This is a genomic window from Vibrio sp. 2033, from assembly GCF_033339735.1.
The window spans coordinates 34559-56298 of record NZ_JAWOVC010000013.1; the positions used below are offsets into that span (position 1 = coordinate 34559).

19 protein-coding genes are annotated in these 21740 nt (G+C 44.4%); 12 read left to right on the plus strand and 7 right to left on the minus strand.

The genetic code is table 11. The features are described from left to right. Nucleotides 1-2: 2 nt before the first annotated feature. The gene (gene nagA / locus R7P74_RS16365) at nucleotides 3-1139 is read right to left on the minus strand and encodes an N-acetylglucosamine-6-phosphate deacetylase (protein ID WP_005384983.1); all 1137 of its coding nucleotides are present in this window, start codon (nucleotides 1137-1139) and stop codon (nucleotides 3-5) included. Between the two features lie 490 nt (nucleotides 1140-1629). On the opposite strand from nagA, the gene nagE reads away from it, so the two are divergent. Further along, entirely contained in the window at nucleotides 1630-3120 is a 1491-nt protein-coding gene (nagE, locus tag R7P74_RS16370; RefSeq protein WP_318122974.1) for an N-acetylglucosamine-specific PTS transporter subunit IIBC, read from the plus strand. A 276-nt stretch (nucleotides 3121-3396) separates the two neighbouring features. After that, the gene (gene glnS, locus R7P74_RS16375; RefSeq protein ID WP_005382124.1) at nucleotides 3397-5067 is read left to right on the plus strand and encodes a glutamine--tRNA ligase; all 1671 of its coding nucleotides are present in this window, start codon (nucleotides 3397-3399) and stop codon (nucleotides 5065-5067) included. Nucleotides 5068-5289: 222 nt separating this feature from the next. Here glnS and fcrX read toward each other — a convergent pair whose 3' ends face one another. After that, on the minus strand, nucleotides 5290-5739 hold the full coding sequence (fcrX, locus tag R7P74_RS16380) for a ferric iron uptake transcriptional regulator FcrX (protein WP_005382141.1): 450 nt from the start codon (nucleotides 5737-5739) through the stop codon (nucleotides 5290-5292). A gap of 200 nt (nucleotides 5740-5939) precedes the next feature. Between fcrX and R7P74_RS16385 the strand changes: the two genes are divergently transcribed. Then, nucleotides 5940-6443: a DUF4442 domain-containing protein gene (locus tag R7P74_RS16385; protein ID WP_005382144.1), complete on the plus strand. Its 504-nt coding sequence runs from the start codon at nucleotides 5940-5942 to the stop codon at nucleotides 6441-6443. Between the two features lie 52 nt (nucleotides 6444-6495). Here R7P74_RS16385 and fldA read toward each other — a convergent pair whose 3' ends face one another. The 3 genes from fldA to R7P74_RS16400 form a co-directional block, all read right to left on the minus strand. After that, nucleotides 6496-7029 carry a flavodoxin FldA gene (gene fldA, locus R7P74_RS16390; protein ID WP_005382146.1) on the minus strand — a complete coding sequence of 178 codons (534 nt, stop codon included), beginning with the start codon at nucleotides 7027-7029 and terminating at the stop codon, nucleotides 6496-6498. 48 nt (nucleotides 7030-7077) lie between these two features. Next, a complete protein-coding gene (locus R7P74_RS16395; protein ID WP_005393038.1) occupies nucleotides 7078-7299 on the minus strand; it encodes a DUF2788 domain-containing protein in 222 nt (73 codons plus the stop codon). A 112-nt stretch (nucleotides 7300-7411) separates the two neighbouring features. Beyond that, complete coding sequence (locus R7P74_RS16400; protein WP_213871777.1) at nucleotides 7412-8179, minus strand: alpha/beta fold hydrolase; 768 nt, start codon at nucleotides 8177-8179, stop codon at nucleotides 7412-7414. Between the two features lie 92 nt (nucleotides 8180-8271). On the opposite strand from R7P74_RS16400, the gene seqA reads away from it, so the two are divergent. Further along, nucleotides 8272-8814: a replication initiation negative regulator SeqA gene (seqA, locus tag R7P74_RS16405; protein ID WP_005382149.1), complete on the plus strand. Its 543-nt coding sequence runs from the start codon at nucleotides 8272-8274 to the stop codon at nucleotides 8812-8814. Between the two features lie 92 nt (nucleotides 8815-8906). Further along, nucleotides 8907-10553: a phosphoglucomutase (alpha-D-glucose-1,6-bisphosphate-dependent) gene (pgm, locus tag R7P74_RS16410; RefSeq protein WP_256903178.1), complete on the plus strand. Its 1647-nt coding sequence runs from the start codon at nucleotides 8907-8909 to the stop codon at nucleotides 10551-10553. Nucleotides 10554-10614: 61 nt separating this feature from the next. Here pgm and R7P74_RS16415 read toward each other — a convergent pair whose 3' ends face one another. Beyond that, a complete protein-coding gene (locus tag R7P74_RS16415) occupies nucleotides 10615-11388 on the minus strand; it encodes a DUF1853 family protein (protein ID WP_053303293.1) in 774 nt (257 codons plus the stop codon). A 232-nt stretch (nucleotides 11389-11620) separates the two neighbouring features. Between R7P74_RS16415 and R7P74_RS16420 the strand changes: the two genes are divergently transcribed. Then, the gene (locus R7P74_RS16420) at nucleotides 11621-12379 is read left to right on the plus strand and encodes a Nif3-like dinuclear metal center hexameric protein (protein ID WP_005393019.1); all 759 of its coding nucleotides are present in this window, start codon (nucleotides 11621-11623) and stop codon (nucleotides 12377-12379) included. Between the two features lie 91 nt (nucleotides 12380-12470). Here the strand turns inward: R7P74_RS16420 and R7P74_RS16425 are convergent, their stop codons facing one another. After that, nucleotides 12471-13760: a citrate synthase gene (locus R7P74_RS16425; protein ID WP_005382163.1), complete on the minus strand. Its 1290-nt coding sequence runs from the start codon at nucleotides 13758-13760 to the stop codon at nucleotides 12471-12473. A gap of 396 nt (nucleotides 13761-14156) precedes the next feature. Between R7P74_RS16425 and sdhC the strand changes: the two genes are divergently transcribed. From sdhC to odhB, 6 genes are all read left to right on the plus strand, one after another. After that, nucleotides 14157-14549: a succinate dehydrogenase cytochrome b556 subunit gene (sdhC, locus tag R7P74_RS16430; protein WP_017634811.1), complete on the plus strand. Its 393-nt coding sequence runs from the start codon at nucleotides 14157-14159 to the stop codon at nucleotides 14547-14549. Continuing rightward, the gene (gene sdhD / locus R7P74_RS16435; protein WP_005382169.1) at nucleotides 14543-14887 is read left to right on the plus strand and encodes a succinate dehydrogenase, hydrophobic membrane anchor protein; all 345 of its coding nucleotides are present in this window, start codon (nucleotides 14543-14545) and stop codon (nucleotides 14885-14887) included. Before sdhC ends, sdhD begins: the two co-directional genes overlap by 7 nt. Then, the gene (gene sdhA, locus R7P74_RS16440) at nucleotides 14888-16654 is read left to right on the plus strand and encodes a succinate dehydrogenase flavoprotein subunit (protein WP_005382172.1); all 1767 of its coding nucleotides are present in this window, start codon (nucleotides 14888-14890) and stop codon (nucleotides 16652-16654) included. Between the two features lie 15 nt (nucleotides 16655-16669). Beyond that, nucleotides 16670-17380 (plus strand): succinate dehydrogenase iron-sulfur subunit, encoded by a 711-nt coding sequence (locus tag R7P74_RS16445; protein ID WP_005382174.1) that lies wholly within the window; start codon nucleotides 16670-16672, stop codon nucleotides 17378-17380. A 171-nt stretch (nucleotides 17381-17551) separates the two neighbouring features. Further along, nucleotides 17552-20377 carry a 2-oxoglutarate dehydrogenase E1 component gene (gene sucA, locus R7P74_RS16450; protein WP_005382176.1) on the plus strand — a complete coding sequence of 942 codons (2826 nt, stop codon included), beginning with the start codon at nucleotides 17552-17554 and terminating at the stop codon, nucleotides 20375-20377. A gap of 28 nt (nucleotides 20378-20405) precedes the next feature. After that, a complete protein-coding gene (odhB, locus tag R7P74_RS16455; protein ID WP_005382177.1) occupies nucleotides 20406-21614 on the plus strand; it encodes a 2-oxoglutarate dehydrogenase complex dihydrolipoyllysine-residue succinyltransferase in 1209 nt (402 codons plus the stop codon). Nucleotides 21615-21740 lie beyond the last annotated feature (126 nt).

Here is a 21740-nt window from a genome sequence, read left to right on the forward strand (position 1 = left end):
GCTTAATTTTGCTCGTATTGTCCGTTAACAACCGTCGCTTTTACTTTAAAGTCACGATCGAAAATAGTCAGGTTTGCAACCATCCCTTTTCGAACTCGGCCAAGGCGATCCTCAACACCAATTGCTGTTGCTGGGTATAACGTGGCCATTCGTAGAGCTTCGTCTAAAGCGATCCCCGCGTGCTCAACTGAATTCTGAACTGCTTCAATCATTGTCAAAGCTGAGCCGCCTAGCGTGCCATTTTCATCAACACACTTACCATCTCGGTAATATACTTTCTTACCGACAAAAATAAAGTGATCAATGTTAGCACCTGCTGGAGCTGTGGCATCCGTCACCAAAACAAGCTTTTCACCTTTGATTTTATGAGCAATTCGGATGTTTGCGTAGTCGACGTGAAAACCATCAGCAATAATGCCAGCGTATACGTCAGGAGTATCGTAAATTGCACCAACAACTCCTGGTTCACGACCAACCATTGGTGTCATTGCATTAAAGAGGTGTGTGGCAAAAGTAATGCCTGCTTCAAAGCTTTTACGTGCTTCGGCGTAGGTTGCATTTGTGTGGCCAATTGAAACCACGATGCCAGCAGCCTTTAATCGCGCAATATGCTCTGGGTCGTTATGCTCAGGTGCTAGCGTTACTTTCGCTACGATATCGGCGTTTGCGCAGATAAGGTCGATCATGCTTTCGTCTGATGGGCGAATAAAATCGACGTTATGGATGCCTTTTTTCGCGACGTTAAGGTAAGGACCTTCGAGGTGTAAACCAAGCGATTGATTTTGATACTTGTTGTGGTACTCACGAGCTGCGGCAATTGCAGTTCGCATATCTTCATCAGATGACGTAATGAGTGTTGGCAGGAAGCTAGTACAGCCAGATTTGAGGTTTGCCTGGTGCATGATTTGCATGGTTTCAGGGGTAATTGCATCGTTTAGCATTACACCGCCACAACCGTTCAACTGCAGATCGATAAAGCCTGGACTTAGATTAGCGCCTGCAAGGTCTTTTACTTCGATGCTTTGAGGTAGCTCAGAAACCGGCACAATAGATTGAATAAGATCATTTTCGATGATGACCGCATGATCGGTAAGAACATCACTACCGGTATAAATTTTACAGTTACTTAGCGCGTACATAGTCAGCTAGTCCTTATAGATGAGAATTCAATTTCTATATCGTTATCTAAGTAGAGACTGCTTCAGTCATATGGGTACTTAGTTTGTATCACTGAATTAGATAACGAGTCACATACAGCAAGTCGCGTTTTATCGATGTTATTGTCATAGTAACTAACTGAAAAGTAATAATTGTATGGTTTTTTTATGATTCTTTTTCAGAGCAAAGTTACAGTGATTTACCCGCCTAGATACCAAAATAACACTGATTCTGCCTTGCATAAAGTGCGAGAATATTATCTTTAAAACGCCATTTTTTCGTATAATAAAATAAGTTTTATGATCTCGCTAGCAAAAACCTTCCGAAAGGGCAAATTGTGGTGATTATGATCACAAACGGTGAGCTTTTAATTTGCGGAGCAAAATTAATATCATAAACTTAGGATGACTAAATTGGACGGCTGAAATAAGTCATTCAACATAACATCTAATCCTATAGGGGGAACTTAAGGTGAACATTCTCGGATACTTCCAGAAGGTGGGTAAGGCGCTTATGGTGCCGGTTGCCACACTTCCTGCAGCAGCAATACTCATGGGTATTGGCTACTGGATCGACCCAAATGGCTGGGGCGCAAACAGTGCACTTGCTGCATTTCTTATTAAAGCTGGTGCAGCGATCATTGACAACATGTCAGTATTGTTCGCTGTTGGTGTTGCTTACGGAATGTCTAAAGACAAAGATGGCGCCGCTGCACTTTCAGGCTTCGTGGGCTTCTTAGTTGTCACAACGCTTTTGGCCCCTGGTGCAGTATCACAAATTCAAGGCATTGACCCAAGTGAAGTACCTGCTGCATTTGGTAAAATCAATAACCAGTTCGTAGGTATCTTGGTTGGTATTGTTTCTGCTGAGTTGTACAACCGTTTTTCTCACGTAGAGCTGCACAAAGCACTGGCGTTTTTCTCTGGCAAGCGTCTTGTACCTATCCTAACGTCTTTTGCTGGTATCGTTATTGCGTTCATCCTGATGTACGTTTGGCCATCAGTTTACGGCGGTCTGGTCAGTTTTGGCGAAAGCATTCAAGGTATGGGTGAAGCAGGTGCAGGTGTTTACGCATTCTTCAACCGTCTTCTAATTCCTGTTGGTCTGCACCATGCACTAAACTCAGTGTTCTGGTTTGATGTTGCTGGTATTAATGACATTCCAAACTTCCTTGGCGGTGCGAAATCATTAGCTGAAGGCACGGCAACGGTAGGTGTTACGGGGATGTACCAAGCGGGCTTCTTCCCAATCATGATGTTTGGTTTACCAGGCGCTGCTCTAGCGATGTACCATACTGCGAAATCAAAGAATAAAGAGAAAGTGGCATCTATCATGATTGCGGCTGCGTTTGCTTCATTCTTTACAGGTGTAACAGAACCACTTGAATTTGCATTCATGTTCCTTGCTCCAGGACTGTACGTTCTTCACGCAGCGCTGACTGGTCTATCAGTTTATATCGCGGCATCAATGCAGTGGATTGCAGGTTTCGGTTTCTCTGCTGGTCTAGTCGACTTAGTATTGTCAACTCGTAACCCGCTAGCGGTAAACTGGTACATGCTCATTGTACAAGGTCTTGGTTTCTTTGCGGTTTACTACTTCGTGTTCCGTACCGTGATTGTTAAGTTTGGCCTTAAAACACCGGGACGTGAAGATGAAGAAGCTTCATCTAACGTGGCTGGATCAAGCAATTCTTCAGAGCTTGCTCGTCAGTACTTGAAAGCACTTGGCGGTCATGACAACCTAAGTTCTATCGATGCCTGTATTACTCGTTTGCGCCTTTCTGTGAAAGATATGAGCGTTATCAATGAGAAAACTCTGAAAGATCTTGGAGCTATGGGAGTTGTGAAGCTAGGTACAAACAACCTACAAGTTATCCTTGGTCCACTAGCAGAGATTGTTGCTGGTGAGATGAAGAATGTATCTAAAGATGAAGACTTAAGTGGTGTTCAGTTACCAGCTTAACTGTTTAATAGTGGTGCGATTGTTTGTTATTGGTATTGCAAACAATTGATACTACAACATCGCAAAAGGCCTCCGCAGGAGGCCTTTTTTCGTTTAGGCCCTTTGAATCTGCTTTGCTTTCACGCCAACTCGATAAATATTGTCGTTTTAGAGCGAGTTCTTGTTGTCTAATTGCTTAGAATTGTGGATCATTAGGAACAATGTACTCTGTGAAACCATACTTGGATACAGGGTTCCGTTTTCTCTGACAATACTAATATTTTTGAGGTGCTATAGATGAGTGAAGCTGATGCTCGTCCATCAAACTTTATTCGCCAGATCATTGATAAAGATCTAGCGGATGGTAAACACACTAGCGTGCATACTCGATTCCCGCCGGAGCCAAATGGCTACCTGCATATCGGTCATGCTAAGTCTATCTGTTTGAACTTCGGTATTGCTCAGGACTACCAGGGTCAATGTAATCTGCGTTTCGACGATACAAACCCTGAAAAAGAAGACATCGAATACGTTGAGTCTATCAAGAAAGATGTAAACTGGTTGGGCTTTGAGTGGAGTGGTGAAGTATGTTACTCATCAAACTACTTCGATAAGCTTTACGAATATGCAATTGAATTGATTAACAAAGGCTTAGCGTACGTAGATGAGCTAAGTCCAGAGCAAATTCGTGAATACCGCGGCACACTAAAGGCGCCAGGTAAACCAAGTCCATACCGTGACCGTTCTGTTGAAGAGAACTTGGCGTTGTTTGAAAAAATGCGCGCTGGTGAATTTGAAGAAGGTAAAGCGTGTCTTCGTGCTAAAATCGACATGGGTTCTTCATTCATGGTCATGCGCGATCCAGTTTTATACCGTGTGCGTTTTGCTACGCACCACCAAACTGGTGATAAGTGGTGCATTTACCCAATGTACGACTTTACGCACTGTATTTCTGATGCATTAGAAGGCATTACGCACTCTATTTGTACGCTTGAATTCATGGATAACCGTCGTCTGTACGATTGGGTTCTAGACAACATCACGATCGAAAGCCGTCCACATCAATACGAGTTCAGTCGTTTAAACCTTGAATATACAGTGATGTCTAAGCGTAAGCTTAACCAGCTAGTTACTGAAAAACTGGTTAATGGTTGGGATGATCCACGTATGCCGACTGTCTCAGGTCTGCGTCGTCGTGGCTTCACACCTGCATCTATTCGTGAGTTTTGTAAGCGTATTGGTGTAACGAAGCAAGAAAATATGATCGAGTTTAGTTCATTAGAATCTTGTATTCGTGATGACCTAAACGAGAACGCTCCGCGTGCAATGGCTGTACTGGATCCTGTTAAAGTTGTTATCGAAAACTTTGAAGCAGGCGCAGTAGAAAACTTGACAGTTGCCAACCACCCAAATAAACCAGAAATGGGCGTGCGTGAAGTGCCATTCACGCGTGAATTGTGGATTGAGCGTGAAGACTTCCGTGAAGAAGCGAACAAAAAGTACAAGCGTTTAGTGCTAGGTAAAGAAGTTCGTTTACGTGGTGCTTACGTGATCAAAGCTGAGCGCGTTGAGAAAGATGCCGAAGGCAACATCACAACGATCTTCTGTTCTTATGATGCAGATACGCTAGGTAAAAACCCAGCAGATGGTCGTAAAGTGAAAGGCGTTATTCATTGGGTGTCAGCTGATAAAGCTCTTCCTGCGGAAATTCGTCTGTACGATCGTTTATTTACGGTGCCAAACCCAGGCGCAGCGGAAGATTTTGCTTCTACTATCAACCCTGAATCATTAGTTGTGATCAATGGCTTTGTCGAGCCTAGCCTAGCTTCTGCAGAAGCAGAAAAAGGTTACCAGTTTGAACGTATGGGTTACTTCTGTGCAGACTCGAAAGACTCTTCAGCAGATAATCTAGTATTCAACCGCACGGTTGGTCTACGTGATACCTGGGCAAAAATTGAGAATCAATAATCTCAATTAATGCTGAGAACGATGAAAAAATGCCAGCAAACGCTGGCATTTTTTATACCTAATCCCACAGAGTGCTATATAGATGTGCAAAACTGTGGAGAAAAAAGATGGGTGTTTAGTAGCTTTTGTTCTGTAACCAAAGTACTGACGTCTAAGGTACTGACTTCTAGAAACAAAAAACGCCAGCATGTGCTGACGTTTACTTTTTAAATTAACAAACCCTTATTTTTTCGGTTTGTGTGCATCTGGATTGTCTTTACAACCACCATCGCTACACTTGCCGTACAAGTATAAGCTGTGGTTTGTTAGTGTGACATTGTACTTAGCTGCAATCTCTTTTTGACGTTCTTCAATAAGATCGTCAGAAAATTCAATTACCTCACCACAGTCTAGGCACACTAGGTGGTCGTGGTGATGTTGAGTCGATAATTCGAAGACTGACTTTCCACCTTCAAAGTGGTGACGAGTTACAATACCAGCATCGTCGAACTGGTTTAGAACTCGGTAAACAGTTGCTAGGCCAATTTCTTCACCTAGATCAATCAACTTTTTGTACAAATCTTCAGCACTGATGTGCTGGCAGTCTGGCTGCTGAAGTACTTCTAGAATTTTTAGCCTCGGAAGGGTTACTTTTAAACCCGCATCCTTCAGCGCCTGATTATTATCTGACATATACTTTCCCGTTGGATCATCTGCAGCGATTTAACAGAATTCAATCTTCCTACCATTATAGGATAAGCGTTCGGAACATTAAACCACGAACTTCAAAGGGTTAATAGAATCTTTTTGTAAATTAGAAACAGGTCCATTATATTACAGCTCTGACCAGTTACAATTGTGTAACATTAAGCTTGGAGAGGGCAGGGATAGCGATGAATAGGCGACTAGCGAAGATATACAAACCAGGAATTGTAAAGTTCGCACTCAATATTTGGCCTCCTTTTTGGGGGGCGGGTATTAAAATCTTACATATTTCTCAAGACTTCCGTACTGTAAAGGTACGTTTAAAGCTTCGCTGGTGGAATAAAAATGCCAATCGCACCCAATATGGCGGCAGTATTTTCTCTTTAACTGATCCTATTTACTCGTTGATGCTGATGGGGATTCTACGAGAGGAATATTATGTGTGGGATAAAGAGGCAAGCATTAACTTTATTAAGCCGGGGCAAAGTGATTTGTTTGCAGAATTTGAGGTCACTGAAGGGATGCTGGAAAACATTTATCAAATGACACGGAATGGAGAAAAGTGTTTTCCTGAGTTTATTACTCATGTAAAAGATAAACAGGGGAATGTGGTTTCAGAGGTTCAACGCAAGCTTTATGTAAGAAAGAAACCTCAGTATCGCGAAGAGGAAGTACTTACCGATGCTGTGTGACAATACATACAAAAAGACCTCCAAGTGGAGGTCTTTGCATCATTCAATTTGATTAGCCTTCTAGCTCAGCTAAACACATCTCTTCATAGATCTGTTTAACCCAGCTTTCAACACGCTCGTCAGTCAATTCTGGTTGGCGGTCTTCATCAATACATAGACCTACGAATTGGCTTTCGTCACCTTCAACAAGTGCTTTAGACGCTTCAAATTCGTAGCCTTCTGTCGAGGTATGGCCAAGAATTGTGCCGCCTTTAGACTCAACGATATCACGGACTGTGCCCATCGCGTCACAGAAGTATTCTGCGTAGTCTTCTTGGTCGCCACAGCCAAAGATAGCCACTAGCTTAGTAGAGAAGTCGATTTGCTCAAGTTCAGGGAAGAAGTCATCCCAATCACATTGTGCTTCGCCGTAGTACCAAGTTGGGATACCTAGAAGAAGAAGATCGAAGTTATCAATGTCTTCTTTGCTGCTTTTCGCGATGTCTTGAACGTGAACTAGATGTTTACCTAGTTGCTTTTGAATCATCTTTGCAACGGCTTCAGTATTACCTGTGTCGCTACCGAAGAAGATACCTACACTTGCCATAGAGTCTATACCTTTACATTGTTTGTTATTGGCGATGCTACTAAGGGTTTAACCTAACCCTGAGCCTTCCCAAGTTAGCTGAATTACACCTTTTGCAATAAAGCCAGCACAGCCTAGGAAAAGGACTAACCACACAATACGACGACCAAAAACAGGTACATTGCCTTGCTTTAGCACATCTTTTATCGCCATCCCGATGAAAAAAAAGATAGCAGCAAAAAGAAGATCGAGCCCAATAGACTCGAGCATATCCATATAGTCGTAAAGCATTTTAGCCCTTCATGCCGAAAAATCTTGGGCGCACTATACCACTGTTAAACGGTAAAGTTAATGCACTACAAGAAGGGTTATTTCAATAATCTAGTGTTGCTTTTCGAATTTGTTAACTCGAAATATATTTTCGAATGACTCTCATTACTTCTGTCGGTTTCTCGGCGTGTAACCAGTGACCAGTGCCAGCGATAATGTGTGCTTTAGCATGGTTAAATTGTCGCTTCACTGCCGGCTGATGTTCTGGCATTAAGTAGTCAGAGTCGCCGCCTTTGATAAATAAAGTTGGGATATCTGTTGGTGTGATTTCTTGCCAGCCAATAATTTGGTCATAATTCTCAAAAAGGCTCGGTACGTTAAACCGCCAATCCATCTTATCGCCATTTTTGTACAGTGATTTAGAGAGAAATTGTCTTACACCATCGAGTTCAATATGTTGAGCTAGGATATCCATGGCTTGCTGTCGATTTGCTGGTTTTTCATTAATAACAGCATGTAAGCCGTTAAAAACATTATCGTGACGGTTCGTAGTGTAGGCAACAGGCGCCATGTCGAGAACGACTAACTTCTTGACTACATTTGGAGCAATGTCCACAAGAGCCATCGCGACTTTTCCGCCCATGGAGTGCCCAATAACAATAGATGGCTCAACGTTTAAGTGCTGAAGGAGCTGAGCCACATCTTTTGCCATATCGGTATAGTTATGGACTTCGGAGTGGAAAGAGAGGCCGTGATTTCTCAGATCAATACTGATCACCGTGTGATCTTTAATAAGATCGCGGGCGAGTAGACCCAGATTACTTAAACTACCAAACAATCCGTGAATCAAAACAACTGTTTGGCCTTGGCCTTCCTGCTTATAGTTGAGTAATGCTGACATTTTATCTTATTCGTGATGGGTTTAACGTGGAGTATCCGCGTGGATCTCGTTATAATCCCCCAGAGTTTAAACATTGAGAATGTGAAAAGCGAATGAAAACAATTGAGGTTGATGAGGATCTATACCGTTATATAGCTAGTCAAACTAAGCATATCGGTGAAAGCGCCTCGGATATTTTGCGACGCCTTTTAAACCTTGATGGTCAGTTGCAGGAAGCTAAAGCCGCGCCTGTAGTAGAGAAGCCACAAGGGATTGTAGTAAGTAAAGATGCGGGTAAAACGGAATCTGTTGATGTAGTGAAAGAAATGCGTTCGCTGCTTATTTCTGATGAGTTTGCCGGTCTAAAAAAAGCGATTGATCGCTTTATGTTGGTATTATCGACCTTACATAAATTGAATCCAGAAGGTTTCGCCCAGGCTACGAATGTAAAAGGACGCAAACGCGTGTACTTTGCAGATAATGAAGAAACCTTGCTAGCAAACGGTAATACGACCAAGCCAAAAGCCATTCCTGGCACACCGTTTTGGGTTATCACGAATAACAATACAAGTCGTAAAAGACAGATGGTTGAACAAGTGATGGCACACATGGGGTTCCAACCTGACTTAATAGAAAAAGTAACAGGTTCAATCTAAGAAACCTGATAGAAGCCTCATAATGCGTCGCAGTGAGCGGATATTATGAGGCTTTTTTAATTTTATTTGTATTTAAAGAAAGGATGTCAAACATGGCTATGCACCCTCGTGCTGGGCAAAAAGCGCAGCAGGAAGATCTTCACAATATCCCAGCACTCGTTGCTAACTACTTCTTACTTCAACCAGACGCGGCAAACGCAGAACACAAAGTTCAATTTGGTACTTCTGGCCACCGCGGTACTGCAGACAAGCACACTTTTAACGAAAACCACATTTTAGCGATCGCTCAAGCGGTAGCAGAAGTTCGTGCTGAGCAAGGCACAATTGGCCCGTTGTTTGTGGGTAAAGACACGCATGCGCTATCTGAGCCTGCTTTCTCAAGTGTGATTGAAGTACTGATTGCAAACGGTGTGAAAGTGATTGTCCAACAAGACAACGGTTACACGCCAACACCGGGTATTTCACACGCGATTCTGACTTACAACATCAAACACGATGAAAAAGCAGACGGTATCGTTATTACCCCATCACATAACCCACCACAAGACGGCGGTATCAAATACAATCCGACACATGGTGGTCCTGCAGAAGCTGAGTTGACTCAAGCTATCGAAGATCGTGCGAACGAATTGATTGCTGAAGGTTTACAAGGTGTTAAACGCCTACCACTAGCAGAAGCAAAAGCATCGGATCTGTTTGTAGAGATGGACTTGGTGAAGCCATACATCGATGACCTGGTGAACGTTATCGATATGGAAGCAATCCAAAAAGCGAACCTGAAGATTGGTGTAGATCCATTGGGTGGCAGCGGTATCGATTACTGGCGTCAAATTGGTCAGGCATACAACCTAGACCTAACGCTAGTAAGTGAATCGATCGATCCTTCTTTCCAATTCATGTCGCTAGATAAAGACGGCGTTGTGCGTATGGACTGTTCTTCTCCTTACGCAATGGCGGGTCTATTGGCACTGAAAGACGAATACGATTTAGCATTTGGTAACGATCCTGACTACGACCGTCACGGTATCGTTACGCCAAAAGGTTTGATGAACCCGAACCACTTCTTAGCCGTTTGTATTGACTACTTGTACCGTCATCGTGGCGAGTGGGGTAAAGACGTCGCTGTTGGTAAAACACTAGTATCAAGTGCACTGATTGACCGTGTTGTGGCGGATCTAGGTCGTGAACTATGTGAAGTACCAGTAGGCTTCAAATGGTTTGTAGACGGTCTGTACACTGGTAAGTTTGGTTTCGGCGGCGAAGAAAGTGCTGGTGCGTCATTCCTTCGTAAAGATGGCACGCCTTGGTCAACAGACAAAGACGGCATCTTGTTATGTCTTCTAGCGGCAGAGATCACTGCGGTAACGGGTAAGAACCCACAAGACTACTATGAAGAGCTAGCGGCGAAACACGGTGAGTCGAAATACAACCGTATTCAAGCTGTAGCGAATGGCCCACAAAAAGACGTACTGAAGAAGTTGTCACCAGAAATGGTCGCGGCTGAAACACTAGCGGGTGATCCAATTACGGCTCGTCTCACGCATGCGCCTGGTAATGGTGCTGCAATCGGTGGTCTAAAAGTAACGACGGCAAACGGCTGGTTCGCTGCTCGTCCATCAGGCACAGAGGACATCTACAAGATTTACTGTGAAAGCTTCAAAGGTGAAGAGCACCTAAAACAAATCGAAGCAGAAGCACAAGAGATCGTTAATCAAGTGTTTGCAGCTGCCGGCCTGTAAACCATTCAATAGTCGATTTAGAAAACAAAGGGTTGATGTGCAAGCATCAACCCTTTTGCGTTTAAGATTCCTGAACTGAGTTGTTTCCGGGCCAGGAATCCGGTACCACAAACCAGAATTGACCGTCCTCCGTTTGTGCATGTACAAATCGGTCTGAAGGCTTTTCAATGGGTTGAGATAAATCGTCCGTACCAATCGCCCAGCATGGTTTGTGTAAATGATAAAGTGGCTTACCGATTAACTCCCATTGGCTCTGGTAGCACCAGTAACCACTAATCTGACTTGGATTTAGTTCATAACCCAAGCACTCGCTAGGAGTTGGCTCTGGAGTAAACGGATTAATATAGAGTCGTCCTTGCATCAATAAACGTTCTTGTGGAGCGTCGTTTAACGGAATTATTTTTTGAAATTCCGGGCGATCGCTCATTTTCAACTGATGAGTAAGCATTCTATTCAGTTTTGTATGCAGCTGGTCGTGAGCATTCGGACCATACCATACGCCGTTATAAAGAAGATAAAACTTAATCGCTACTTCCCAGTGTTCTATTTGATTTGATTCTGTATTCCGCAACACCAAGTCGATAGCACCAATAGTCTTACCTTCGATGTCGTTTAACTGAACCTCTTCCGCGATAACCTGATATCGTTCTGAACTAGAGAGAACTGCAGTGCATAAGTGCTGATATAAAAAGCCCAATCTTGGATTACCATTGTATTGCTCAGCGTTATTTAAAGGCGTTACCGAAAGATCCTCTAAGGTTGTAAACGGAGGGCGTAACTTGAAAAGAGGAGGTGAAGTGGCGATCCATTGGTAAAAGCGTTGCAGTTGGTTCATCCGTATCCCTATATGTATGGTGAGGCGACAAGCTTTGTTATTGTAACTAAATTTGCTTTTGAGGGTAGGGTGGCTAGCATCGATATTAGGGTTCGAGATACACTTTAAGTACCTAAATGATATCAAGGTGCCAGATGTCAAAACGTTGTTGTATCAACTAGGTTGCACACTCTCGGTCTGATTTCATCGAGAGGTTATTTAGGTTTACATGCGCTAGAAATTGGAAGTAATAATGAATAACTTAAAGCTAGAACAGATTCTTAATGACAAACTGTCACCGCAGTTAATTAAAGATTACGCACCAAACGGGTTACAGGTAGAAGGGACGCCAGCCGTAAAGCGTATTATCACTGGCGTAACTGCCTCTCAAGCCTTAATCGATAAAGCGATTGAGCTTAACGCTGACGCATTACTCGTTCATCACGGTTATTTTTGGAAAGGTGAACCTGAGCCAATTCGTGGTATGAAAGGTAAACGAATTCGTAGTCTGATCAAAAACGATATCAACTTATATGGTTATCACCTTCCTCTGGATATTCACCCAGAGCTAGGCAACAACGCCGAATTAGCTCGCTTACTTGAAATCGAAGTAGAAGGTGGACTTGAAGGACATCCTCAATCAGTAGCCATGTTTGGACGCTTGAAAAAACCGATGTCTGGTGCTGAGTTTGCGAGCAAGATCAATCAAGTTCTTGATAGAGAGCCTCTGCATATCGCTCCAGAGAATACCGATAAGATGATTGAGACAGTCGGCTGGTGCACTGGTGGAGGGCAGGATTTCATTGAACTTGCTGTACAGCACGGGCTGGATGCATTTATCTCTGGAGAAATTTCAGAGCGCACCACTTATACCGCTCGTGAAATGGACATTCATTACTTTGCTGCAGGTCATCATGCTACTGAGCGTTATGGTGTTCAGGCCTTAGGCAAATGGCTAGCGGATGAATACGGCCTACATGTGGAGTTTATCGATATTGATAATCCGGTTTAACGTTCGCTATTAGTAACGTTAAGCGCTGAAAAGGAAAAGGGTTGAGACGAAAATCTCAACCCTTTTGTTTTTCTATCTTCGTACTAAAAGATCATTCACGTTCGTGAAGTGGAGAAAACTCACGTTGTGTTTCGCCAGTGTATAGCTGACGAGGACGACCGATGCGGTTCAGTGGATCGCTGTGCATTTCGTTCCAGTGAGCAATCCAGCCGATGGTACGAGAAATCGCGAAGATAACCGTAAACATAGAAACTGGAATACCAATCGCTTTAAGAATGATACCTGAGTAGAAGTCTACGTTCGGGTACAGCTTCTTAGACACGAAGTACTCATCAGAAAGCGCAATGCGCTCAAGTTCCATTGCAACGTCTAGCAGAGGATCTTGAATGTTTAGCTCTTTGAGAACTTCATGACACGTTTCGCGCATTACTGTCGCACGTGGGTCGTAGTTCTTGTAAACGCGGTGACCAAAGCCCATTAAGCGGAATGGGTCATCTTTGTCTTTCGCGCGGTCTACATATTCAGGGATGTTATCGACGCTGCCAATCTCTTCTAGCATTCTCAAGCAGGCTTCGTTTGCGCCACCGTGAGCAGGCCCCCAAAGGGATGCAATACCAGCGGCAATACATGCAAATGGGTTCGCACCAGAAGAGCCAGCTAGGCGAACAGTTGATGTCGACGCATTCTGTTCGTGATCCGCGTGTAGAGTGAAAATCTTATCCATCGCACGGGCAACCACAGGATTTACTTCATACTCTTCGCAAGGGTTTGCGAACATCATATGCAAGAAGTTCTCTGCGTAGCTAAGGTCGTTACGAGGGTAAATAAATGGCTGACCGATAGAGTATTTGTAACACATCGCCGCCAGTGTTGGCATTTTTGACAGCAGACGGTACGCTGCAATTTCGCGGTGTTCGTCGTTGTTAATGTCAAGAGAGTCGTGATAGAAGGCTGCAAGTGCTCCAACTACACCACACATTACCGCCATTGGATGAGCATCGCGTCGGAAGCCATGGAAAAAGCTTGCGATTTGCTCGTGTACCATTGTGTGACGAGTAACGGTCGTTTTGAATTGCTCGTATTGTTCTCGGGTAGGGGCTTCACCATAAAGAAGGATGTAACATACTTCTAAGTAATCTGCGTTATTGGCTAATTGATCAATCGGGAAACCGCGGTGCAAAAGAATACCTTTGCCGCCATCGATGTACGTGATTGATGATTCACAAGATGCAGTGGCAAGAAAACCTGGGTCAAAAGTAAAGTAACCATTGGCTCCCAGCTTACGAACGTCAATTACAGGTGTACCTAGCGTACCGTCCATAATTGGCAGTTCGATTGGCGCTTGACCTTCAACATGAAGGGTCGCTTTCTTATCCGCCATAACAATCTCCTTTGTTTATTATTTAATCCGTCCAGGATGTTTATGTGCCATTTTTGTACTGTTGTTAAAGCTTAAAGTCAATTTTTCTCCATCTTTGTGTGCACTTGTTATGATTTTTCTCATGAAAATCGTTAAAAATCTGTTCTATGTAGCATAATTTGTTACACCAATTGTATTAGAATGTTGCTCGCCGTATATTGGCAAAGAAAATTTTAGTTAAATCCTTATAAATTCGGGGCTAGAAACAAAGAGTGAGGTTTGTTGCTGGATTCCGTTTGTTAACAACTTGTTTACAATTATCTGAGTGGTTACTCGCGATATTTGTTAAATAGATGTTAACTTTTGTACGTTTGGAAGCTGAAATTGGTTATAACAATAAATGCTCAATGGAGCTGAGTGAGCAAGCCCGTGAAAGAAAGAAAGTCAAGACCTGTTAATTTAGATTTACAGACCATCCACTTTCCTATCACAGCAATCGCATCCATCCTACACCGTGTGTCTGGGGTAATTACGTTTGTTGCGGTGGGTATATTACTGTGGTTACTATCCATTTCTCTGTCATCCCCAATGGGTTTTATGGAAGCCGCTGACATCGTCGATAGCTTCTTCGTAAAATTCATCCTGTGGGGAATTCTTACTGCACTTGCCTACCACATCGCAGGTGGTATCCGTCACTTATTGATGGATCTAGGTCACTTTGAAGAACTAGATTCAGGCACGATGAGCGCTAAAGTCGCGTTTGGTGCAACAGCAGTATTATCATTATTGGCGGGGATCTTGGTATGGTAAAACACGTATCTTCATTTGGTCGTAATGGTGTACACGATTTCCTACTAATTCGTGCAACTGCAATCATTATGACGCTATACACGATTTATCTGATTAGCTTCTGTGCATTTTCAGATATCTCTTACGCATCTTGGACCCAATTCTTTGGTGGTACCTTCACTAAAGTATTCACCATGTTGGCACTTGTCTCGATCCTGATTCACGCTTGGGTTGGTTTGTGGCAAGTATTAACTGATTACATTAAGTGCGCGAAACTACGTGGCGCACTACAACTTGGTGTTATTGCCGTGCTATTCGGCTATGTCTTCTCTGGTCTATTTATTCTGTGGGGTGCGTAAGTGTCTATTCCAGTTCGTGAGTTTGATGCCGTAGTAATCGGCGCTGGTGGTGCAGGTATGCGCGCTGCACTACAAATTTCAGAGCAAGGCCTATCATGTGCTTTGTTGTCAAAAGTATTTCCAACACGTTCTCATACTGTGTCTGCACAGGGCGGCATTACCGTTGCTTTGGGTAACTCGCACAAAGACGATTGGCAATGGCACATGTACGATACCGTTAAAGGTTCCGACTACATCGGTGACCAGAACGCGATTGAATACATGTGTAAAAATGGTCCTGAGTCAGTTATCGAGCTTGAAAAAATGGGTCTTCCATTCTCTCGTTTTGATAACGGTACCATATACCAACGTCCATTCGGTGGCCAATCTAAAGAGTTTGGTGGTGAGCAGGCTGCTCGTACAGCCGCTGCTGCAGACCGTACTGGTCACGCACTTCTTCACACGCTTTACCAGCAAAACGTAAAACACAAAACAACCATCTTCTCGGAGTGGTACGCTTTGGATCTTGTGAAAAACCAAGACGGCGCAATCATGGGTTGTACTGCGATTTGTATGGAAACGGGTGAAATCTGTTACTTCAAATCGAAAGCAACCATTCTAGCTACAGGTGGTGCAGGTCGTATTTACGCATCGACCACTAACGCGCACATCAACACGGGTGATGGCGTTGGTATGGCACTTCGCGCAGGCGTTCCAATGCAAGACATGGAAATGTGGCAGTTCCACCCAACAGGTATTGCTGGCGCGGGTGTTCTAGTGACGGAAGGTTGTCGTGGTGAAGGTGGTTACCTTCTAAATAAAGATGGTGAACGCTTCATGGAGCGCTACGCACCAAACGCGAAAGACCTTGCTGGTCGTGACGTGGTTGCTCGTTCAATGATGATTGAAATTCGTGAAGGCCGCGGCTGTGATGGTCCTTGGGGTCCACATATCAAGTTGAAACTTGATCACCTTGGTAAAGAAGTACTCGAATCACGTCTACCAGGTATCTGTGAACTGTCTCGTACATTTGCACACGTTGACCCAGTGAAAGAGCCAATTCCAGTAATTCCAACTTGTCACTACATGATGGGTGGTGTACCTACTCAAGTCTCTGGCCAAGCAATTAAGCAGAAGGCCGACGGTAGCGAGATGGAAGTACAAGGCCTTTACGCATGTGGTGAGATTGCTTCTGTATCGGTACACGGTGCTAACCGTCTGGGCGGCAACTCATTACTAGACTTGGTCGTATTTGGTCGTGCTACTGGCTTGCACCTTGGCGAAACGCTAGCAGCGCAAGCAGAAGCTCGTCCTGCAACAGAATCTGATATTGAAGCGTCTCTAGCGCGTACTATGCGTTGGGAAAACAGCACTGGTGGTGAAGATCCAGTTCAGATTCGTAAAGACCTACAAGCATGCATGCAAAACAGCTTCTCGGTATTCCGTGAAGGCGATGCGATGGCAACCGGTCTAGAAGAGTTGAAAGTGATTCGCGAACGTTTGAAAGATGCGCATCTAGCGGACAAGTCTTCAGAGTTCAACACGCAGCGTATTGAGTGTCTAGAACTTGATAACCTGATGGAAACCGCGTTTTCAACTGCCGTTGCAGCAAACTACCGTACAGAGAGTCGTGGCGCACATGCTCGTTTCGATTTCCCTGAGCGTGATGATGAGAACTGGCTATGCCACTCTATCTACAATCCGGAAACAGAAGCGATGACTAAGCGTGATGTGAACATGACGCCAACGCATCGTGAAGCTTTCCCGCCGAAAGTACGTACATACTAAAGGGAGGATACGACTATGAAATTAAACTTCTCTTTATACCGTTACAATCCGGATGTGGATACCAAGCCTTACATGAAAGAGTATACCCTTGAGGTAGACGAAGGCTCAGACATGATGGTGCTTGATGCATTGATTCTGCTAAAAGAGCAAGATCCAAGCATCGCGTTCCGTCGCTCATGCCGTGAAGGGGTATGTGGTTCTGATGGTTTGAATATGAATGGTAAAAACGGCCTAGCGTGTATCACACCGTTATCTGCTCTACAAGGCGATAAGATAGTTATTCGTCCACTACCAGGGTTACCTGTCGTGCGCGATCTTATCGTTGACATGACGCAGTTCTATGATAACTATGCGAAAGTTAAACCATTCTTGATTGATGATGGTGCATTACCACCATCACGTGAGAACCTACAATCGCCTGATGATCGTGCGCATTTAGATGGATTGTACGAATGTATCATGTGTGCATGTTGTACAACGTCTTGCCCATCATTCTGGTGGAACCCTGATAAATTCATCGGCCCAGCTGGTCTTCTCGCAGCGTACCGTTGGCTAATTGATAGCCGCGATACGGCAACAGATGAACGTTTGTCTGATCTTGATGATGCATTTAGCGTTTTTCGTTGCCATGGCATCATGAATTGTGTAAGTGTTTGTCCTAAGGGATTAAATCCGACGAAAGCCATCGGTCACATTAAGTCGATGTTGGTTAATCGTTCGGTTTAATTTACTCGCTCTTAGGAATGTCGCAGTGTTGCGGATCACCCGATATGACCGCTTCACTGCTTCAGTAATATTCGAGTAAAGAATACAAAAATTGCCGACCGTATTTTTAGTCGGCTCTTATAGCTCGGCAAAGACCGAAGCAAACGTGAAAACTACTGGTTAAGGGAAAATATGCACAACGGCGTGATGAAGGCATGGCTCGAGTCTTCACACTTGGCTGGCGCCAATGCAACGTATGTAGAGGACCTCTACGAACTGTATCTAAGTGATCCCGATCTGGTAAGTGAGGAGTGGAAACGTGTTTTTGAAGGCTTGCCTAAGCCATCAGAAGAAGTGGCAGAACAACCACATTCACGTGTCCGTGACTACTTCCGACGACTCGCTAGAGAAACAAAGCATTACAATGTCCAAGTTAGTGACCCAGATGTCGATGCAAAACAAGTAAAAGTTCTACAGCTAATCAACGCATACCGTTTCCGCGGGCATGAAGCTGCAGAATTAGACCCACTAGGTCTATGGCAACGCCCAACAGTGGCGGAGTTAGACCCTGCTTTTCATAATCTTACCGAAGATGACTTCGAAGAAACTTTCAACGTAGGTTCTTTTGCTGTTGGGCAAGAAACCATGAAGTTGAAAGATATCTATGAAGCCCTCAACAAAACTTATTGCGGTTCCATCGGTGCTGAATACATGCACATGACTGACACAGAGCAAAAGCGTTGGATTCAGCAACGCCTTGAGTCTGTCGTAGGCCAGCCATCATTCAACAAAGATGAGAAGCGCACATTCCTAGAAGAGCTAACAGCCGCTGAAGGTTTGGAGCGTTACCTCGGGGCGAAATTCCCAGGTGCAAAACGTTTCTCTTTAGAAGGTGGTGATGCGCTGATTCCGATGACGAAAGAGTTGATCCGTCATGCGGGTACAAGTGGAATGCGTGAAGTGGTTATCGGTATGGCTCACCGCGGTCGTTTGAACATGCTGGTGAACGTACTTGGTAAGAAACCTCAAGACCTGTTTGATGAGTTCGCCGGTAAACACGACGAAACTTGGGGTACGGGTGATGTGAAATATCACCAAGGTTTCTCTGCTGATTTTGCGACTCCTGGCGGTGATGTTCACTTAGCACTTGCATTTAACCCGTCGCACCTAGAAATCGTAAACCCAGTAGTCATGGGCTCAGTTCGAGCACGTCAAGATCGCTTGGGTGATAATCAAGGTAGCAAAGTGCTTCCTATCACCATCCACGGTGATTCTGCAATCGCTGGTCAGGGTGTGGTTGCCGAAACGTTCAACATGTCTCTTGCTCGTGGGTTCCAAGTTGGTGGTACGGTACGTATCGTCATCAACAACCAAGTAGGCTTTACGACGTCTAATCCTCGTGACACGCGTTCTACGATGTACTGTACCGATATCGCGAAGATGGTGCAGGCGCCAATTTTCCATGTAAATGCAGATGACCCAGAAGCAGTTGCTTTTGTTACTCGCATTGCATTGGATTACCGTAACGAGTTCAAGCGCGATGTCGTGATTGATCTTGTATGTTACCGTCGCCACGGCCACAATGAGGCGGATGAGCCAAATGCGACTCAGCCTTTGATGTACCAGAAAATCAAAAAGCATCCTACACCACGCAAATTGTATGCAGATGTTCTGATCGATAAAAATGAATCAGATATCGAGACAGCGACTCAGTTAGTCAATGAGTATCGCGATGCATTAGATCGCGGTGAAGTGGTTGTTAAAGAATGGCGTCCAATGGCGTTGCACTCTGTAGACTGGTCCCCTTACTTAGGGCACGAATGGGATATGGAGTGGGATTCAAAATACGACAAGACACGCCTTATTGAGCTAGGCAATCGTCTGTGTCAGTACCCAGAAAGCCATAAACTGCAAAGCCGTGTTAATAAGCTATACAACGATCGTCTAGCAATGATGACCGGTGAAAAAGCCATTGACTGGGGTATGGCTGAAACATTGGCGTATGCTACATTGGTTGACGATGGCAAGCGTATTCGTCTTTCTGGTCAGGACTCGGGTCGTGGTACTTTCTTCCACCGTCACTCGGTTCTTCATAACCAAACCGATGCAAGCACTTACATTCCATTAGCGAATATTCATGACAACCAAGGGCCATTCCAAGTCTTTGACTCAGTATTGTCAGAAGAAGCAGTGTTGGCGTTTGAATACGGTTACGCAACAGCCGAACCAGGTGGTTTAACTATCTGGGAAGCACAGTTTGGTGATTTTGCCAACGGTGCACAAGTTGTTATCGACCAGTTTATCTCGTCAGGCGAGCAAAAGTGGGCGCGTTTGTGCGGTCTTACTATGCTTCTACCTCATGGTTATGAAGGTCAAGGTCCTGAGCACTCATCTGCACGTTTAGAGCGTTACCTTCAGCTTTGTGCTGAGCAAAATATGCAGGTTGTGGTTCCTTCAACACCGGCTCAGGTGTACCACATGATTCGTCGTCAGGTTGTACGCCCAATGCGTCGACCTCTCATTGTTATGTCGCCGAAATCTTTGCTGCGCCACCCTCTATGTACTTCAACGATTGAAGACTTGGCGGATGGTACATTCCAATCTGCAATTCCAGAAGTAGATGATTTAGAACCAAGCAAAGTGAAACGTGTCGTGTTCTGTGCTGGTAAGGTTTACTTTGACCTACTAGAGCAGCGCCGTAACAACGAGCAAGACGATGTTGCTATCGTGCGTATTGAACAGCTTTACCCATTCCCAATGGAAGAAGTACAAGCAGCAATTGCTCAATACACTAACGTTGAAGACTTCGTGTGGTGTCAGGAAGAACCTCAGAACCAAGGTGCTTGGTACTGTAGCCAACATAACTTCCGTGCCGCTATTCCTGCAGGTGCAAATCTTAAATACGCAGGTCGCCCAGCTTCTGCTTCGCCAGCAGTTGGCTACATGTCGGTGCACTTGAAACAACAAAAAGCGTTGGTTGAAGACGCTCTGAACGTGAACTCAAAAACTTCGAATTAAGAATTAGAAGTTAAAGGAAGAAACAGATATGACAATTGAAATTCTGGTTCCAGATTTACCTGAATCAGTTGCTGATGCAACCGTAGCGACATGGCACAAACAACCAGGCGACGCAGTAGAGCGTGACGAGGTTTTGGTTGACATCGAAACAGACAAAGTTGTGCTAGAAGTTCCAGCTCCGGAAGCTGGCGTTTTAGAAGCTATTGTTGAAGCAGAAGGTGCGACAGTACTTTCTAAACAAATCATTGCTAAATTGAAGCCAGGCGCAGTTGCAGGTGAACCAACTGCAGACAAAACAGAAGGTACTGAAGCATCTCCTGATAAGCGTCACAAAGCTGCGCTTAGCGAAGAAAGTAATGACGCATTAAGCCCAGCAGTGCGCCGTTTGTTGGCTGAACATGGCTTAGAAGCAAGCCAAGTGAAAGGCACTGGTGTTGGTGGTCGTATTACGCGTGAAGATATTGAAGCGCATCTTGCGAACGCTAAATCTGCGTCAAAAGAAGACTCGCCAGCAGTGGTTGACGTGCCGGCAGCGGCTCGCAGTCAGAAGCGTGTTCCAATGACTCGCCTTCGTAAGACAGTCGCTAACCGTCTGCTAGAAGCGAAGAACAACACGGCAATGCTAACGACGTTTAACGAAGTGAACATGAAACCAATCATGGACCTTCGTAAGCAGTACAAAGATCAGTTCGAAGAGCGTCACGGTATTCGTTTGGGCTTCATGTCTTTCTACGTGAAAGCAGTAACAGAAGCGCTTAAGCGTTACCCAGAAGTAAATGCTTCGATTGATGGCGATGACATTGTTTACCACAACTACTTCGACATTAGCATGGCGGTATCAACTCCACGTGGTCTAGTTACACCTGTCCTAAAAGACTGTGACAAGCTTGGTTTCGCTGATGTTGAAAAAGGCATCAAAGAGCTGGCTATTAAAGGTCGTGATGGCAAGCTAACGGTAGACGAGCTAATGGGCGGTAACTTCACTATCACAAACGGTGGTGTGTTCGGTTCACTAATGTCTACACCAATCATCAACCCACCTCAATCAGCGATTCTTGGTATGCATAAGATCCAAGAGCGTCCGATGGCAGTGGATGGCAAAGTTGAAATCTTGCCGATGATGTACCTAGCGTTATCTTACGATCACCGCCTAATTGATGGTCGTGAATCAGTTGGCTTCCTAGTAACGATTAAAGAGTTACTAGAGGACCCAGCACGTCTCCTATTAGACGTTTAATATCGCTAAAACGTCTAGTTATCGTAGGTAGCTAGACGTTAAAAATTTCAATGGCTAGACTAGCTCAACGTTTGGCCTTCATTTTAATCCTTCAGTAAGAGTACTCGTTATGAAGGATTGATTTGA

Excerpts from the sequence above, each read along its gene's own strand:
- pgm (WP_256903178.1), top strand. The coding sequence starts at position 8,907 with ATGGCTATGCACCCTCGTGCTGGGCAAAAAGCGCAGCAGGAAGATCTT.
- glnS (WP_005382124.1), top strand. The coding sequence starts at position 3,397 with ATGAGTGAAGCTGATGCTCGTCCATCAAACTTTATTCGCCAGATCATT.
- R7P74_RS16425 (WP_005382163.1), bottom strand. The coding sequence starts at position 13,760 with ATGGCGGATAAGAAAGCGACCCTTCATGTTGAAGGTCAAGCGCCAATC.
- seqA (WP_005382149.1), top strand. The coding sequence starts at position 8,272 with ATGAAAACAATTGAGGTTGATGAGGATCTATACCGTTATATAGCTAGT.
- nagA (WP_005384983.1), bottom strand. The coding sequence starts at position 1,139 with ATGTACGCGCTAAGTAACTGTAAAATTTATACCGGTAGTGATGTTCTT.
- R7P74_RS16445 (WP_005382174.1), top strand. The coding sequence starts at position 16,670 with ATGAAATTAAACTTCTCTTTATACCGTTACAATCCGGATGTGGATACC.
- odhB (WP_005382177.1), top strand. The coding sequence starts at position 20,406 with ATGACAATTGAAATTCTGGTTCCAGATTTACCTGAATCAGTTGCTGAT.
- sucA (WP_005382176.1), top strand. The coding sequence starts at position 17,552 with ATGCACAACGGCGTGATGAAGGCATGGCTCGAGTCTTCACACTTGGCT.
- R7P74_RS16420 (WP_005393019.1), top strand. The coding sequence starts at position 11,621 with ATGAATAACTTAAAGCTAGAACAGATTCTTAATGACAAACTGTCACCG.
- R7P74_RS16415 (WP_053303293.1), bottom strand. The coding sequence starts at position 11,388 with ATGAACCAACTGCAACGCTTTTACCAATGGATCGCCACTTCACCTCCT.
- sdhD (WP_005382169.1), top strand. The coding sequence starts at position 14,543 with ATGGTAAAACACGTATCTTCATTTGGTCGTAATGGTGTACACGATTTC.
- R7P74_RS16385 (WP_005382144.1), top strand. The coding sequence starts at position 5,940 with ATGAATAGGCGACTAGCGAAGATATACAAACCAGGAATTGTAAAGTTC.
- fldA (WP_005382146.1), bottom strand. The coding sequence starts at position 7,029 with ATGGCAAGTGTAGGTATCTTCTTCGGTAGCGACACAGGTAATACTGAA.
- R7P74_RS16400 (WP_213871777.1), bottom strand. The coding sequence starts at position 8,179 with ATGTCAGCATTACTCAACTATAAGCAGGAAGGCCAAGGCCAAACAGTT.
- R7P74_RS16395 (WP_005393038.1), bottom strand. The coding sequence starts at position 7,299 with ATGCTTTACGACTATATGGATATGCTCGAGTCTATTGGGCTCGATCTT.
- fcrX (WP_005382141.1), bottom strand. The coding sequence starts at position 5,739 with ATGTCAGATAATAATCAGGCGCTGAAGGATGCGGGTTTAAAAGTAACC.